This is a genomic window from Microcoleus sp. AR_TQ3_B6 (genome assembly GCF_036702785.1).
Lineage (GTDB): Bacteria > Cyanobacteriota > Cyanobacteriia > Cyanobacteriales > Microcoleaceae > Microcoleus.
The window spans coordinates 1-15,174 of sequence record NZ_JAUBVJ010000020.1; the positions used below are offsets into that span (position 1 = coordinate 1).

The 15,174-nt window shown below is 44.9% G+C and carries 10 protein-coding genes; 4 read left to right on the forward strand and 6 right to left on the reverse strand.

From position 1 onward, the window contains the following. Nucleotides 1-333 precede the first annotated feature (333 nt). Nucleotides 334-1,227: a M48 family metallopeptidase gene (locus QUB56_RS12355; protein ID WP_332955476.1), complete on the reverse strand. Its 894-nt coding sequence runs from the start codon at nt 1,225-1,227 to the stop codon at nt 334-336. Nucleotides 1,228-1,741: 514 nt separating this feature from the next. Between QUB56_RS12355 and QUB56_RS12360 the strand changes: the two genes are divergently transcribed. Next, nucleotides 1,742-1,876 carry a hypothetical protein gene (locus QUB56_RS12360; protein WP_332955477.1) on the forward strand — a complete coding sequence of 45 codons (135 nt, stop codon included), beginning with the start codon at nt 1,742-1,744 and terminating at the stop codon, nt 1,874-1,876. A gap of 267 nt (nt 1,877-2,143) precedes the next feature. Here the strand turns inward: QUB56_RS12360 and gnd are convergent, their stop codons facing one another. Continuing rightward, the gene (gnd, locus tag QUB56_RS12365; protein ID WP_332955479.1) at nt 2,144-3,598 is read right to left on the reverse strand and encodes a decarboxylating NADP(+)-dependent phosphogluconate dehydrogenase; all 1,455 of its coding nucleotides are present in this window, start codon (nt 3,596-3,598) and stop codon (nt 2,144-2,146) included. 424 nt (nt 3,599-4,022) lie between these two features. Between gnd and QUB56_RS12370 the strand changes: the two genes are divergently transcribed. Beyond that, nucleotides 4,023-4,445 carry a hypothetical protein gene (locus tag QUB56_RS12370; protein ID WP_332955481.1) on the forward strand — a complete coding sequence of 141 codons (423 nt, stop codon included), beginning with the start codon at nt 4,023-4,025 and terminating at the stop codon, nt 4,443-4,445. A 213-nt stretch (nt 4,446-4,658) separates the two neighbouring features. Here QUB56_RS12370 and QUB56_RS12375 read toward each other — a convergent pair whose 3' ends face one another. From QUB56_RS12375 to QUB56_RS12385, 3 genes are all read right to left on the reverse strand, one after another. Further along, entirely contained in the window at nt 4,659-5,255 is a 597-nt protein-coding gene (locus QUB56_RS12375; RefSeq protein ID WP_332955483.1) for a Uma2 family endonuclease, read from the reverse strand. Nucleotides 5,256-5,729: 474 nt separating this feature from the next. Beyond that, the gene (locus tag QUB56_RS12380; protein WP_332955484.1) at nt 5,730-7,586 is read right to left on the reverse strand and encodes an ABC transporter ATP-binding protein; all 1,857 of its coding nucleotides are present in this window, start codon (nt 7,584-7,586) and stop codon (nt 5,730-5,732) included. A gap of 174 nt (nt 7,587-7,760) precedes the next feature. Further along, nucleotides 7,761-8,267 carry a MerR family transcriptional regulator gene (locus QUB56_RS12385; RefSeq protein ID WP_332955485.1) on the reverse strand — a complete coding sequence of 169 codons (507 nt, stop codon included), beginning with the start codon at nt 8,265-8,267 and terminating at the stop codon, nt 7,761-7,763. A gap of 356 nt (nt 8,268-8,623) precedes the next feature. Here QUB56_RS12385 and QUB56_RS12390 point away from each other — a divergent pair, with 356 nt between their 5' ends. Both QUB56_RS12390 and QUB56_RS12395 read left to right on the forward strand, forming a co-directional pair. Continuing rightward, entirely contained in the window at nt 8,624-11,443 is a 2,820-nt protein-coding gene (locus QUB56_RS12390) for an N-6 DNA methylase (RefSeq protein ID WP_332955486.1), read from the forward strand. Nucleotides 11,444-11,452: 9 nt separating this feature from the next. After that, nucleotides 11,453-12,487, forward strand: a complete 1,035-nt coding sequence (locus tag QUB56_RS12395; RefSeq protein WP_332955487.1) for a hypothetical protein — start codon at nt 11,453-11,455, stop codon at nt 12,485-12,487. Between the two features lie 70 nt (nt 12,488-12,557). Here the strand turns inward: QUB56_RS12395 and QUB56_RS12400 are convergent, their stop codons facing one another. Then, nucleotides 12,558-14,894: a glycoside hydrolase family 31 protein gene (locus tag QUB56_RS12400; protein ID WP_332955489.1), complete on the reverse strand. Its 2,337-nt coding sequence runs from the start codon at nt 14,892-14,894 to the stop codon at nt 12,558-12,560. Nucleotides 14,895-15,174 lie beyond the last annotated feature (280 nt).

Sequence of the window (15,174 nt, forward strand, 5' to 3'; positions counted from 1 at the left end):
AACTTATATTGCCGAGGCGATCTCAAATTCACTCATCTTTCTAAATGCTGTTTTCTGACTTTTTCAGCAAGCCCTAAGTAGGCCACCTCAAGCAAACAGAATAGCCAGAACCCCGAATTCTTAAAGAAGTCGGGGTTCTAACATATGGAGATGGAGATAGTTTTACTTTTAATTACGTTGATTTACTTAGTTCAGCCTTTTGCCAGATGACAACCCTTAACTGCTGAAACCAAACTGAAACAGAAATGTGGCAGATCATCGGAAAAACCCTGTCTCAAAACTGGTTTTATTTCCCAAAAACTCTATTAAAGACAAGGTGTTAGCATACGGAATTTACCAAGACTTTAGAAAATTCCAATCTTCTGTAGCGTCTGGGTCTAATAATAGTGGTGGCGGTTGATTGGGTTGTTCGAGTAAGGTTTTATAGTCTCCTGAATCGACCCATTTTAGGAGTTCCGAAGCGCGCATCACGACCCAAGATTCTCTGGAATCGTTGAAACTGAGTAACTTAGTAAGTGTACCTTGAGACTCTACACTATTGTTGCTAAATTCGCGCACTTGAACGAGAAAATCAGCGATCGCTTCTGGTGTTACATAGCAACTGGGTAAACCGCCCAGTTTCATTAACGCGGTGATGGCTACATCCACATCCTGACAAGCCAGTAACCCCGCCCGATCTGATGTAAACCTTGCCATCATTAACCAATTCCAGAACGCCAGTTCTACCCCATTAGCCGCCAAACCGCCAAATCCTAATGTCGCTGCATTCACCCAATTTTTTAAAAGCGGCATCACCATCGCTATTTGATGATAGAGCAAATGCTGACTCTTAATGTGGGCGACTTCATGCCCCAATACATAAAGCAGTTCTTGGCTAGAAAGCCATTCGTAGGCTTCTAAATTTACATTTACAATTGGATTTTCAATACCAATCGTAACGGTAATAATATGCCCCACGCCGCGAAACAAATATAAATCTGGACAGGGAGATAAATCGAGAATTTGACAAGTTTCTTCCAACGCCTGAGACAACCCCGGAAAATTGTTGGGAGTCACGCGAAAATCACTGCCCAAACATTGCAAACGGAGTAGGCGATCGATACCGTACTCATTCACTTTCTTGAGCAATAAAGAAACTCCAGGCATCTTTTCTAGAGACGCTAAAGCTTTACGATCGAAAGGATGTTCGTAAGTCTCTGACTTTAATCCTAATAAAACTTTTTTCATTCTAAATAAACCTCCTCTAAGAAATGTGTCTTTTCCTCATCATGCTTAGCCGTTTATCTCTCGATTCAGCAATGCCGAAATTTTAGAGTTTTTTACCAGCGAGGTAGCTTGCTTCTGCGTAGTAGTACACAGGTAAACACATATGATTACTCGTTTGTCCCATCAAATTTGGGAATGAATATCGATTTATTCAAGATCTCTATTGTACCCCGCCCAACCAAAAATGATCGGAGTACTACAGCTTCCTGTAGTTCTGCATGTTTTAGTAGCGTTTATTCAGCTTCAGCAAACATGGCAATCAATCGATTTTCTGGTTCAGTCATTGAGACATAGAATTCTGACTGAATAGCCTGTAAGTAGGCCCACCTCAAACAAACAGAATATCCCGAACCCCGAATTCTTAAAGAAGTGGGGGTTCTAACATATGGAGATGGAGATAATTTTACTTTTAATTACGTTGATTTACTTAGTTCAACCTTTTGCCAGATGACAACCCTTAACTGCTGAAACCAAAGTGGATTTGTTAAACCTTTCTACTACCGTTGGGGGCGACTCATTCCGCAAGCAGTTTGGGTGGACTCCACGCTATCCCAGCTACCGAGAAGGGTTGCAGCAAACCGTGGAAACGTGGGGATCGAGTGCTGGTTGAATTGTTTTGATTCCAGGCAATGTTGGCGCTGAACTTGAATAATACTTGGACTTGGGCTTTTTGTGTGTACTCAAGTTCAAGTATTGTTCAAACAGTCAGGCGATCGCTCTTTAACGACCAATATATTAAAAGCTATCTCCAAAACCAACGTCAATGAATTTGAGATTTGAGATTTGAGATTTGAGATTTGAGAGGCGATCCCGCGGATGAAGCGGTTCAAAATCCGAAATTAGTAAGGTGCGCCGAAACGCACCCTACAAAAATTAATTAGTCCGTACTACCGGTTTGCAGGGACTCTTTAGCAGTCTGCGTCCACTCTGAGTGGAAGAATTCGCCGCGCGGTTTGTCGGTGCGTTCGTAGGTGTGAGCCCCGAAATAATCACGCTGAGCTTGCGTGAGGTTTTGCGGCAATCTTTCGCGCCGGTAGCTGTCGAAATAGTCCAGCGACGCGCTAAAGGCTGGCACTGCAATCCCCAGTTGGCAAGCAGTAGCTAACACATCTCGCCAAGCTGATTGGCGATCGAGAATGCTCTGTTTGAACTCCGGCGCTAACAGCAAATTTGGCAGCTCGGGATCGTCCTTGAAAGCTGTTTTAATCTTGTCCAAAAATCCAGCCCGAATAATACAGCCACCCTTCCAAATTCTGGAAATTTCGCTCAAACTCAAGTCGTAATTGTACGACTTCGAGGCCGCGCTCAACAGCGCCATGCCTTGCGCGTAGGAGCAAATCTTCGAGCAGTAAAGCGCATCCCGGACTTTGTTCACAAACTCTTTAGTATCGCCTTCGTACTTGCCGCTAGGCCCCGTCAGTTCTTGGGAAGCTTTGACGCGCTCTGCCTTATAAGAAGACATGATTCTCGCATTCACAGCAGCAATAATTGTGGGAATGCTCACGCCCAATTCCAAAGCACTCATTACAGTCCAGCGGCCCGTGCCTTTCTGACCCGCTGCGTCCATAATTACCTCAACTAAGGGTTGCTTAGTTTCCGGGTCGTTGTACTTGAAAATATTAGCCGTAATTTCAATCAAAAACGAGTTGAGTTCGTCTGTGGTATTCCATTCGGCAAAAACTTCCTGCAACTGCTGGCCGTTCAATCCACCAACGTTTTTTAGCAAATCGTAGGCTTCAGCAATGAGCTGCATATCCCCGTACTCAATGCCGTTGTGAACCATCTTCACGTAGTGGCCGGCGCCGCCAGGGCCGATGAATGTGACGCAGGGACCGTCATCTACTTGAGCCGCAATTTTGGTGAGAATTGGCTCTAGTATGCCGTAAGCAGTGCGGGTGCCACCGGGCATCAAGCTAGCACCATTCAGCGCGCCTTCTTCGCCGCCGCTGATCCCCATGCCGACAAATCCCAGTCCCATCGATTCTAAATCTTTGGTGCGGCGTTCGGTGTCGTCATAGAGCGAGTTGCCGCCGTCAATAATCATGTCGCCCGGTGACAGCATGGGTTTGAGCTGGTCTATGACTGCATCTACGGGTTTCCCAGCTTGCACCATGACTAAGATTCGGCGCGGGGTTTCTAGGGCATCGACGAATTCTGTCAGAGTCTTGGTGCCTACAATGTTCTTGCCGGGGGCGCGTAGGGCCATGAAGTCGTCGGTTTTGGCTGCTGTGCGGTTGTACACAGCTACGGAGAAGCCTCTGCTTTCGACGTTGAGCGCTAAGTTTTCGCCCATCACTGCTAGACCGATTAAACCAAAATTTTGCTTTGTCATGCTAATAATTCGCTGGTTCCGCTTGAGGATAGATTTGCGAGAGAGGAAAGCGAGGCGGGTTGTACCGCTTTCCTCTGGATGAAATGTCAGAGAGTAGACCTATTAGGTTTAACCTCACATCATGCACCGTTGTCAATAAGCCTTTGATGGGCGGGCTATAAGAGCCCAACCCCTACTCCAGACAAGAAAATTTACTCTTTGTGGAACAGGCTTCTTCCTTATTCTTGAGCATGGTGCCAGATGTCAGTTTAATTGTATGTTTATATGCTAAAAATTGATGTTTGGTGAATCAGTAGGGTTTTTTTAAGATTTAAGTGATATTAAAGAGATCGGCGGGTGATAATAAAGCAGATATTAAGCCGATCGCAGTAACGATAGATACAAACAAGCGGACATTTTGAGGAAAATTTAGGAGACTGTAACTATGGAAGATTTGCAGTATCTCGCGGCCTGGGTGAAGGAGCAACACGCTCGCGAGTATATTTTGACTTGGCTGCTGAGTCAACAGGGGCTGTGGTGGTCTGATGGGGACATTTATCAGGCGGTTGTGCAAAAGTCGGGAAAGCTTTTGAAGGCTTATGTTCAAAAAAAACAAGCGGGAGAGTTATTTGAGGGAATTTCTGAGAAGTTGGTGGGAGATGATAATTGGGATGATTTGGTGCTGAGTTTAGGGCGAATTGTTGCTGTTTATCAAGAGGAATTGCTGAAGCTGCAAGAGCGCGATCGCCGGGGGGATGGGCTAAAAAAAAATTTGATTAGCCAACCGTTGACTGCAGATGCTTTGTCGCTTTTGGAAGTGCAGCAAGCTTTGCCCGATCCTTATGCGGATACGCTGACGGGGAGATAGTTGACGGTTGACTTTTCGGAGGCACAAGAATCTCAGAAACCGGGTTTCTTCCTATATTTATCGTACTCAACCAAAAATTGTCGCAGAAACCCGGTTTCTCGCCACGCAGTGAATCCCAAAAACCGGGTTTCTTCCTATATTTATCGTACTCAACCAAAAATTGTCGCAGAAACCCGGTTTCTCGCCAGCCAACTAAAGACAATGAACCGAGATTCAAGGATTGAGAATAGGTGTAAGATCTAGAAGAAATCCGGGAAGTACATCTTCACCCGAAAGTGTAGGCGGTTGGTCAAAAGAGAAATTAATTACTTCTGCTACATCTTCAGACAACCGATAGATTTCTACTAAAGGTGTTTGGGGGTCAATTAGCCAACCTAAGCGACAGCCGTTAGTTCGATAATACCGCATTTTAGCCCGCAATGTTTCTAGGGAATCACTTTGCGATCGCAGTTCTATTACAAAGTCCGGGCACAGGGGAGGAAACCTGCGCTTATCTTCTGCGGATAATGCTTCCCAGCGTTCTCGGATTACCCAAGCAGCATCAGGGGAACGCTTCGCACCGTTGGGTAATTGAAAGACAGTGGAAGAGTCAAAGACTTTTCCCAATCGAGTCTGACGATTCCACAAATTTAGGTCTGTAGTCAAATCGGAATTTCTGATGCCGCTTTCGCCGCCTGTTGGAGGCATAATAATTAGTTCTCCTTCGGGGGTTTGTTCTAATCGCCACTCTTCATTAGCGATGCACAATTGATAAAATTGTTCGTCGGTTAAAGCGACGGCTGCTGGTAGGTTGAGAGTTATAGTTTCCATCGTTGATATTATAGCCAACTAGGTTGGTTTTATTATAACTCGCACTTTCTGACAATTTTCTCAAAAAGATCGCACGCTCAGAAACCGGGTTTCTTCCGATATTTCTCGTGCGAGGCCGCAAATTGTCGCAGAAACCCGGTTTCTCGCCACGCAGCTAATCTCAGGAACCGGGTTTCTTCCGATATTTCTCGTACTCAACTGAAAATTGTCGCAGAAACTCGGTTTCTCGCCACCTAACGAGAGAAATTAAATCGCAAATCCGGGATAATTTATCACAATCACCCGCGCCAAATTCCCCACGCTAACCCACAAGTCCGCCGGGGGTTGAAAACCCCCGTCTCATAGCAAAAGTCCTCTCAAAGAGGACTGAAAGACACATTTTTGAACAAGCATTGCAATATCTCCCCAGTCGGTTTCAACCGACTTTCGCTATGAGACAGGGGTTTTAACCCCTGGCGGACTGTTTATTTAACTCTAAATATAACTGCTAGCTTGACGGGTAAACATCGAGCAGTAAATTCCGTTTGATGCTATCAATTCGTCGTGAGTTCCTATTTCTGCTATTTTACCGTTTTCCATGACGGCGATGCGATCGGCTATTTTTGCTAATCCCAATCTGTGACTGATGACTATGGTTGTTTTCCCGGCGGCTATTTGGCGGAAGATGCTGTAAATTTCGTGTTCTGTCTTGGGGTCTAGGGCGGCGGTCGGTTCGTCAAAAATGAGCACTTCGGCTGTAGAAAGCCGCATTAAGGCGCGGGCGATCGCAATTCTTTGCCACTGTCCCCCCGATAAGTCTATGCCGTCTTCTAATTGTTTCCCCAACGGTGTCTCTAAACCGGAGGCAAGACTATTTACTTTTGCGCTAATTCCTGCTTCGGAAATAGCTTCGTTAATTGCGGTGTCATCTGACAGTAAAAGCAAGTCGCCGAAACCGACGTTTTCGCGGACTGTGGAGGGGAAACGGGCGTAATCTTGCATGACGACGGCGATGCGCGATCGCACGTATGCTAGAGAGTACGATCGCAAATCTTTGCCGTTCCAGGCGATCGTACCACTGGTCGGGTCGTACAGGCGGCCGAGGAGTTTGCCAAGGGTTGTTTTACCCGCGCCATTTTCACCAACAAGCACTAGCATTTCACCCGGATTAATGGTTAAGTTGATATCTTCAACCGTGCTTTTATTGCTACCGGGATAGCAGAAAGATAAATCCTTAATCTCGATGCCAATTTTATCTTTTTTGGGGCGGGCATCTTGGCTGCCATCTGGTAAACGAGACGCCACATCTCCAAGCGGAGACTGCAATTCTGGTTTGAGTTCCAACAGTTGAAAAATCGGACTAACGCCGAGGGAAATATCGTATAAATTAGTATAATTGCCAATCAATAATTGCAAACTTTGCTCCACCTGGACAATCAAACCCGAATAAAGCGCCACATCCCCCAAAGTATAGCGCCCTCCCAAAGCTCCCATTACCACATAAACAAATGGCAACGCTACTCCTATTCTACTAAACACTGACCAGAAAAGTACAACAATTGCTCCTTTTTTTCGGATGCGCTGCATCTCGCTAAAAAACTGCAAAAACTGACCCTGCCAGCGTTTGAGCCAAAGTTCCTGCAAGCCAAACAAACGCAATTCTTTCGCGTATTCTTCCCCCGTCAATACTCTAGCGGATAAGTTCATCTCGCGGGTGATTTTAGCTTGCTTTTTTTGAACTCTCCAGATGATTCTGCTATATTTTCTTTTGATGTAAATTGAGGGAGATGATGAAATCAACATCAGGACTGGCACCCACCAAGCTATGGTAGCAGCAAGGCTAATAGATGGAATAAATATAAAAATTCCCGTGATGGTCATGCTGAGGGTAAATGCTAGTTGCTGTATTTTGGATACTCCGGTTTTTGCGAGTTCTACAATATTTAATAGGTCGGGGTTTTCAAACAGGGCGATATCGTCGAAATTCGCGACTTTTTCGAGGACTTTTCCTTCGACAAAGCCTTGAACGCGATCGCGCAAAGATGTCGCTGCAAAAGAGCTCATTGTTTCGAGGGAGTCGCCGACTAACTTGAGACTTAAGACACCGCCAATACTCCACAGCAATATTGGGTGGGAAAGCATCAAAGCAAAGGGCTGTGCTGTTTGGGTTTGCGATAGCAACCGAGATACTTCATCAATGATTAATTTATCTAAAAATAGGACGGCAGAGGGGGCACCACCGCGGATAATGTTGAGTAATATTAAATTGCGGAGTTCTATTGGTGCGGCTTTGATTATCAAGCCCAAGCTGCGCCACAGAGCTTGGAATGTGGTAATTTGGATGGGTTGCATAGTTTGTAGGTAGGTGTCGGGTCTACTCATCCCCGGACGGTATATTATAACAGTAGTTATTAACTGTTTGCCCAGCATTGACAGGGCGCAGTATTGGGAAATATAAGTAGGTTAACCTCAAAAATTCTAATACCGATAAATAGCGAAATAATTTAAAAAAATGGTGAATTTATATTAAGCAGGCAAAGCTTTAGCTCGTTCTTGAAAGCTTTTGAAGTCTATTATTTTTGACTTTTTAGCAGCTTCCCAGATATCATTAACGATATCAATTAAGGGAGGGATAACCAGTAAAACGTACTGACCTACAGCCCTATTTCTTTTCCCAGCAACTTTAACTGTGCTGGGTATATTGTCACCAAAATCCGACCAGTCTTGCTTCATCCAAAAAACTTCATCACCAACTACAACTAACTGCTTATCTCTCAAGCTATTGTCGTAACCGCTCTCATCTAAAAAATTGATTATTTTTCTGACTGTTTGTAAAGAAACATCTTTTCTTAAATTTTTAATTGCTCGAATTTCTAGTAGCTGCTCCCAACTAAAAACTACTGTTGGTCTTCCATTATTTCCAAATCTGTAAGGAATAACTAAGCCTACTTTTTCTAAATAAGCCAGTCGGCTAGAAGTGCAGCCTGCCAGATGTATTGTTTCTTGTCGTGTAAAGCCTGACATCTGGTTCATAGTTGTTTGCTTCTCCTATTGCTTCCTGAAATTTTAGTTTTAACCCGCTTAGTCTAGAGTTTGTCGGGTATGGATGGTGTCTAACCTTAAAAAAGTATAACTTAATCCTATCTTGTCTGGCTCATTAAGACATTGTTATACAAATTTGACTTTTTGTAGAACAATGTGGTACTATTCAGGCATATTTATAAAATACAGCGTCTATAAGTAGGGTTCCTAGTACCTTGGCTGCTCAGTGTCATCATTTGCCTCCATAGGCAATGAGAGCGATTTGCTTGTACAAGCGCTGAGCTTCACGGTTCTGCAGTCTGCAGTCCTAACGCCTTTCTTGAGCAGTCCACTATAGTAATTACTAATTGGATGCCTTGCTCGGCAGTGCTGTAACGCTACCCAGCGATAACTTTTGTAGTAGACATAACTTTGGTATGACTGGCTCACCGGGACTTGAGGATGTAGTTGAAACCGCAATGCGAGTGTGGCAAATGAAGCCACACCGCTATGTGCGTATCCCGGTAGCAGACAAGGATCGAGAACCTGTGGCTGTTAATGCTATATGGACAGATTATGGGCTTCGCCCTAGTGCAACTAATTTGGCATTTATGGTTCAAGCTGTTTCGCAGCAGAATATGGAACAGTGGAAGCGGTGGCTACGTGATTGGCCTATCCGTGCAGGGCTGTTAGTCTCGGATGAGATGTATCTGCTTCAGTATTACGAGCCATCTGGCAAGTTAGAGGCACTGGAAATAGAACCTGAATCTCTGGCTGTAGAGCTTACTGCATCAAGAAGTCGCCTGTTTACACCAAAGGCATTGGCAGAGTTTCGTACAGGTCAGCTTTCATGGGCAGATTTGGAAGAATCAATTTCCGAGAATAGCTTCTCCTTTATACTTCGACAACGAGCCGAACTTGATCAAGCATTTCAAGAGGCAATTCAAGGAGCGCTTGAAGAGATTGGCGTTTCAAATCAGCGAAAATATCCACAAGGCATTATCTCCTCTCGCACAGAGATAGCGGGTCATGCAATCCGTGTGGCGATCGCATATTTAGCAGCACGAATCTTAGAAGATAAAGGCTTTTTTGGTTCCTTAATCCCAACCAACGATCCTCGAACCTTGCTTGAGGACACAGTGTCTCGTGCAAATGGTTTTTTTAAGAAAGCGCTTGAGGAATCTATACCCCATCTAGGTAATAGAGTATTGCAGCGCTTAGGTGCTAATCTAGGGAGTCGAGTCAGCTTCGCGTTGGTCGATCATAAGGATGTTGGCCTGCTATACGAACGAGCTATCAAAGAATTGCCCCGTGATATTGGAGGTGAAGCTTGGAGTGATTTACAGCGGCATTACACACCTGTGGCGATCGCAGAACGTATGCTTGAATTGCTTCCTTTGGAAAGGTTAAGACCAGAGGATCGAGTAATTTTTGATCCAGCCGCAGGTTCCGGCAGCCTCCTTTTAGCTGCTACATCCCGGCTTGCAGGGATGTCTGATATTCCTGAAGATATCAACCAGCGAAATTTATATCTTGAACGCCATGTAGCGAGTAACGATTTAGACCAATATGCACATTTGGTAACACAGCTCCGATACACTTTGGCCAGAGAGTCCCTGGGGGAGGCTGTTACTTTTCCCTTCCCTTCCCACTTTTCTCATCAGGATTACGAGAATCTAAATAAGGCGAACATGGGCATCAAGCCGCGTGTTGTTGTTGCCAATCCTCCTTTTGCCGAAGATGGCAATACTCAACGAGCTGCGAAATTTATCGAAAAAGCTTTAAGCTGGTTAGGAGAAGATGATCAATTTGCTTTTATTTTGCCGCAATCTTTTTTAACTAATACAACTCATGGCATCCCAAAGGCACGAAAATTAATTACTGAAACCTGCCAAATTTTTGAAGTCTGGCAATTACCAGCAGGTAATGTGGGCATTGATGCTAAACAAGATGTATGTGTGATTTTAGGAAGTGTAGGTAAATCAAAAATAACATTCCCCGTTGCTACAAGAGCAATTTTTTCTCAGATTCGGATTGCGGAAAGTCGCGAAAATGGTTTTCTTGGTACAACATGGATATCAAAATTAGAGGAGCCTGAAAAAAATTGGACCTCTTTTACATCACCATCCATAGATATTGACGTTCCTACAATACCTTTAGGAAATCTTTTCTTTGTTTTTAATGGAGTAACTCCTAGTAAAAACTACAAACCAGTTAGTCAATGTCCACCGAATACTGAATGTAAGCTAAACTGGCGTATGCGGTGGCGTGATAAAAAGCGGTTATGGGCAGATCCAAGTAGAGTTCCTGAAAACCAGCGTTGGTTAAGGTATGGAAACGAATATCTTGAAAGTTCTCGATTAGAGTATGCCTCACTTTTCGCTCTATCAAAAATTTTTGTTGGTCGTAAAGTGAATCGAGGCACTTTGTATCCTCTTGCCTCTCAATTAGATACTACAGGTCTTTGTCCTGATAATAATATATTTTGTGTTCTTCCTGCTCAAGAAGCAGGAAAACCTAATGAAGCATTTGGAAATAGAGAATTTTTAGAAGAATGGGCTACCTTAAGTTATGAAGAGCAAAGACTATGGTTGTTGGGTCTCCTAGCTTCTAACATAGTAAATGCACTATCTCTAATTGGTCGAAAAACACATGAAATAACAAGTGAGGAGCTATGTAAACTTCTCTTACCTCAGAAAATAGACAGGCGAATAATTGAAATTACCAGTCAAATTATTGCACGAGATCAACAACATTTTGACATTCCTGAACCCGATGCTCTACGCAGACAATTAGATGAAATTGTAGAAGAATCCTATGGAAATCCTCAGTGGATAGAAATTAAACGCACTGGAAAACCTCCCGAATTAGAACTATGGAAATCCGAACGAACAAAGCCTACATTTACAGTGCGTGGTCAAGTTTTAGAAGTATCGGAAGATACCAGTCAAATTTATTTATATTTGAGTGGTTTGATAGATGATAATAGACAAGAATGGCTACCAATTTTGCCTGAAATGCCTGGTTGGGCGCTGGATGGTACAGTTTTTAAAGCTGAACTAAGTCAGGATGTAGAAACATTTGCAGAACTTGCCCAACGTCCTTGGGCTATTAGACAATTTAGCCATACTCCTCGTCCTTATTTAACCGACGATGAGCTAAGAGAAGAATTAGATATAGAGGAGTAAAATAAATTTATGACTTGTGAATTTGTTTTTTTACCAGTTGGCAATGCTGATAGCATAATTATCTATCCTAATGGCGGTTCGGCCATTGTAATTGATCTCCATAAAATACCTACTCTTCTTAAATGGTTTCAAAATAAAAAAGAAACGAATATCAGCAGAATTTATATCACCCACGAACACCGCGATCATTTTCCATCGCTGGAAGAGTTAGTTACTTTTTTAGACAATTGGTTAAAAAGTGGAAAAGTAGGAAGTATTTGTCTACCTTATCAGGTATATCAACAAGCTAAGAAAAAAGTTGATTCCAACAGAGCCGCGAATAAACGTCTTGAAGATGCCTTATATCAACTACGACGCTGGGAAAAAAAGAGCATTATAAATTTTATAGATGCTACTCGCGGCTCAAATCCATACTCTAAAGATTCTTTAGAAATTCATGTTTTACATCCAGGGCTTTTATATGCTCAAGATCATCTCGCCAGCATTAAAGGTAAAGATAACGAAATATCTGTAGTGCTGCGCGTTACTTATGGAAATTTTGCAGCACTGCTACTGGCAGATATTGAAGGGGCAGGACTGAAAGAATTTGTAGATATTTGCCAACCTCCTGAAGTTAACGCTAACCTTGTGAAAATTCCCCATCACGGAGCATGGCCTAAGAATGGGGACGATCTCAAGCAATTACTCGAAACTATTGATGCAGAAATAGCAGTTTTATCCGTAGGTAGCACCAATAATTATGGTCATGTAGTCCCCGAGCTATTCGATCTGCTATTAAGTCTAAAAAACGATACTTCTAAGCGATTGGAAAATTTTGCCTGTACTGAAGTTACTCGAACGTGCGTTCGCTCTGCAAGCGAACGGTCTTCGATGGGAAAATCAGGGTTAGCTAAGCAACAATTATGTGCAGGAGAAATTACTATTTTTGCCGAAACTTCTGGTCTATGGCAGCCTAAAACACAGACAGTTCACGAAGATATAATCTCATCGCTTACGCATCCAGCCTGCAAGGGCAAGGCTGACTTGGGCATAATTCCTACTTAAGGAAAAAGTTTCTCTTAAAGCCATCGCCCTGAACGAATGCCACCATAGCATAAACCGCTTTATGCCAAAGTTATCCAAATGTCAAACGCCGCACCGTACCGTCATCTGTAAATCGCTGTTCGCCAACGCCAACAACTTCCACAATAACTTCGCGTTCTGATATCAAAAATTGACCCTCGCGCGCGGCAATTTCAACGATGATTTTTTCCCCTTCCAAATACACCTTGTAATTAGTCGTAGCCCAGACACCTTTTTGGTGTTCAAAACTGTGTCCGTCGTCCTCATAAAGCGTCCATTCACCGCTTCCGGGCCAAATTCGCATTTTCAATGACTCAAGCGGTTCTTCGCTGACAAATTGCCTCACAGGCGCGATCGCAATTATGCCCCCTCCCCGCACGTAAAGCGGCATTCTCTCCAAAGGTGCACAAGCCAAAATGTGCCTCGGGCCCTGATAGCATTCGCCCGTCCACCAATCGTACCAAGTCCCCTCGGGCAAATACACGGCGCGGTGTTCAACTCCCGGGCGGTAAACAGGTGCCGCCATCAGCGACGGGCCCAGCAATACTTGATCGTAAAGGTGATAAGTTGCCCGATCGCGCGGAAAGTGATACAGTAGCGGTCGCAAAATCGGCGTTCCCGTCCTCGCTGCTTCCCAAAACAACGTGTAAATATAAGGCAAAAGTTGATAGCGCAAATTGATGTATTCGCGGCAAATCTTCTCAGTGCGATCGCCAAAAACCCAGGGTTCGTGCTGCGCCGTACTCATCGCCGAATGACCGCGCATCAAGGGATACAGCATCCCCACCTGCATCCACCGCGCGAACAGTTCAGCCGTTGCATTCCCCGCAAAGCCGCCGATGTCGCAACCGACAAAGGCCACGCCGGAAAGCCCCATATTGCAAAGCATTGGTAGCGACATTTCTAAGTGTTCCCACTGCGATTGATTGTCGCCCATCCACACCGACGAGTAACGCTGAACGCCCGCAAAACCCGATCGCGTCAGCACAAAAGATCGATCGCCCGAGCGCAACTTCTGCAACCCTTCCGAACAAGCTTTCGCCATCATTAACCCGTACAAATTGTGCGTTTCCGCGTGGGTGGCGCGATCGGATTCCGGGCCTTGCGGTGCATCCAGGGGAAAGCTGATGTGTTCGCCGCCGTCGCCAAAAGGCCGTTCGGCGATCGCAGGTTCGTTCATGTCGTTCCAAATCCCCGCAATCCCAACATCTGTCAGGGTTTTGTGCAATTCGCCCCACCATTCGCGCACGGACGGCCTCATGAAGTCGGGAAATACCGCTTTGTCCGGCCAAACGTAACCGTGGAATAGCTTTCCCTCTGCGGTGCGGACGAAATAGTCATTTTCCACACCGCGATCGAATATTTCATAATCTGCTTCCGGTTCGTACTTGACACCGGGATCGACAATCGTGACAACCTTAAAACCGGCTGCTTTCAAGTCTGCGATCAGTTTCGCGGGATCGGGGAAACGCTTCGGGCTCCAGGTAAAAACGCGGTAGCCGCGCATATAGTCGATGTCGAGGTGGATGACATCGCAGGGAATCGCCCGATCGCGAAATTCCTTGGCCAACTCGCGCACAACGTCCTCGGATTCGTAACTCCAGCGGCATTGGTGGTATCCCAGCGCCCATTTTGGCGGAAGCGGCATCCGGCCGGTTAACTGGGTGTAGGTGGCGATAATTTGGGCGGGTTCCGGGCCGTAAATGATGTAGTAGTCGAGTTCCGGGCCTCTGGTTTCCATCCGCAAAACCCCCGGTTGTTCCGCGCCGATGTCGAATTGACTCCAAAATGTCGTGTTGAAAAAAATGCCGTAAGCGCGATCGGGATTCAGGGCGATGTAAAATGCGATCGCCTGGTACATTTCATCGGTGAGGGAATTGTAGTCGAGGGAGTCGGTTGTCCAGTTTGTCTTGACTTCGGAGAGTTTGTCGAGAAAGCCGGTGCGTTCGCCGAAACCGTAGAAGTGCTCGTCTGCTTCGATGCGCTTCCAGCCCGCGGTTGCACCTGCGCGCCATCCCATACTGCGATCGCAGTCGCTAGCAAAGGGTTTTCCCGATTTGTCAAAGCATTCGATTGCAGCGGGCGATCGCTTTACGGAAATTAATATTTGTGATGTTTCAATTTCTATTTTTTCCTCGGTTTCTCGCACTTCAAATGGTATAATTTCCCACTCTTCGTCAGCGATGGTTATTGAGTGCGATCGGCTGTTAAATTCACCTGTCGGCGACATTCGCACTCGGATTAATTTCGGTGCGAGGATGCTGATGTTTAGGGAAGTTTCGCCGCAATTAAAGTGAATTGTGCGCTCGGTTTTATCGATCGATTGTACTGAGCCGATAATTGACCAAGGCTGTTCAGTGGTTTGAAGTTTTCCGAAGTATTGCGGCATATGCGATTTTAGGTTCCCGTTCCTAACTATAATGCCAGTAGAGGGCGAAATCTCGCTCTCTCTTAGGTTAGAAGCGATAAAGCGCGATCGGCTCCGGGTTCAGTTTCTCAGTTTGCTAAAATTATTTCAAAAACTTCTGCGATCGCGTCTAGAGTGTGAATCTAACAACTACGTTGCACCGAACCGCATAAAGGTTATCCGTCAATCGATTTGAGATTTTAGATTTGAGATTTTAGATTGACTTGCGCGAGATAAATGCTCTTTCTTGAGGATTTTCGCA

What these genes read in the sequence shown, in the direction of transcription:
- QUB56_RS12355 (WP_332955476.1), bottom strand. Translation starts at nt 1,227, where the DNA reads ATGAAAAAAGTTTTATTAGGATTAAAGTCAGAGACTTACGAACATCCT.
- gnd (WP_332955479.1), bottom strand. Translation starts at nt 3,598, where the DNA reads ATGACAAAGCAAAATTTTGGTTTAATCGGTCTAGCAGTGATGGGCGAA.
- QUB56_RS12370 (WP_332955481.1), top strand. Translation starts at nt 4,023, where the DNA reads ATGGAAGATTTGCAGTATCTCGCGGCCTGGGTGAAGGAGCAACACGCT.
- QUB56_RS12375 (WP_332955483.1), bottom strand. Translation starts at nt 5,255, where the DNA reads ATGGAAACTATAACTCTCAACCTACCAGCAGCCGTCGCTTTAACCGAC.
- QUB56_RS12380 (WP_332955484.1), bottom strand. Translation starts at nt 7,586, where the DNA reads ATGCAACCCATCCAAATTACCACATTCCAAGCTCTGTGGCGCAGCTTG.
- QUB56_RS12385 (WP_332955485.1), bottom strand. Translation starts at nt 8,267, where the DNA reads ATGAACCAGATGTCAGGCTTTACACGACAAGAAACAATACATCTGGCA.
- QUB56_RS12395 (WP_332955487.1), top strand. Translation starts at nt 11,453, where the DNA reads ATGACTTGTGAATTTGTTTTTTTACCAGTTGGCAATGCTGATAGCATA.
- QUB56_RS12400 (WP_332955489.1), bottom strand. Translation starts at nt 14,894, where the DNA reads ATGCCGCAATACTTCGGAAAACTTCAAACCACTGAACAGCCTTGGTCA.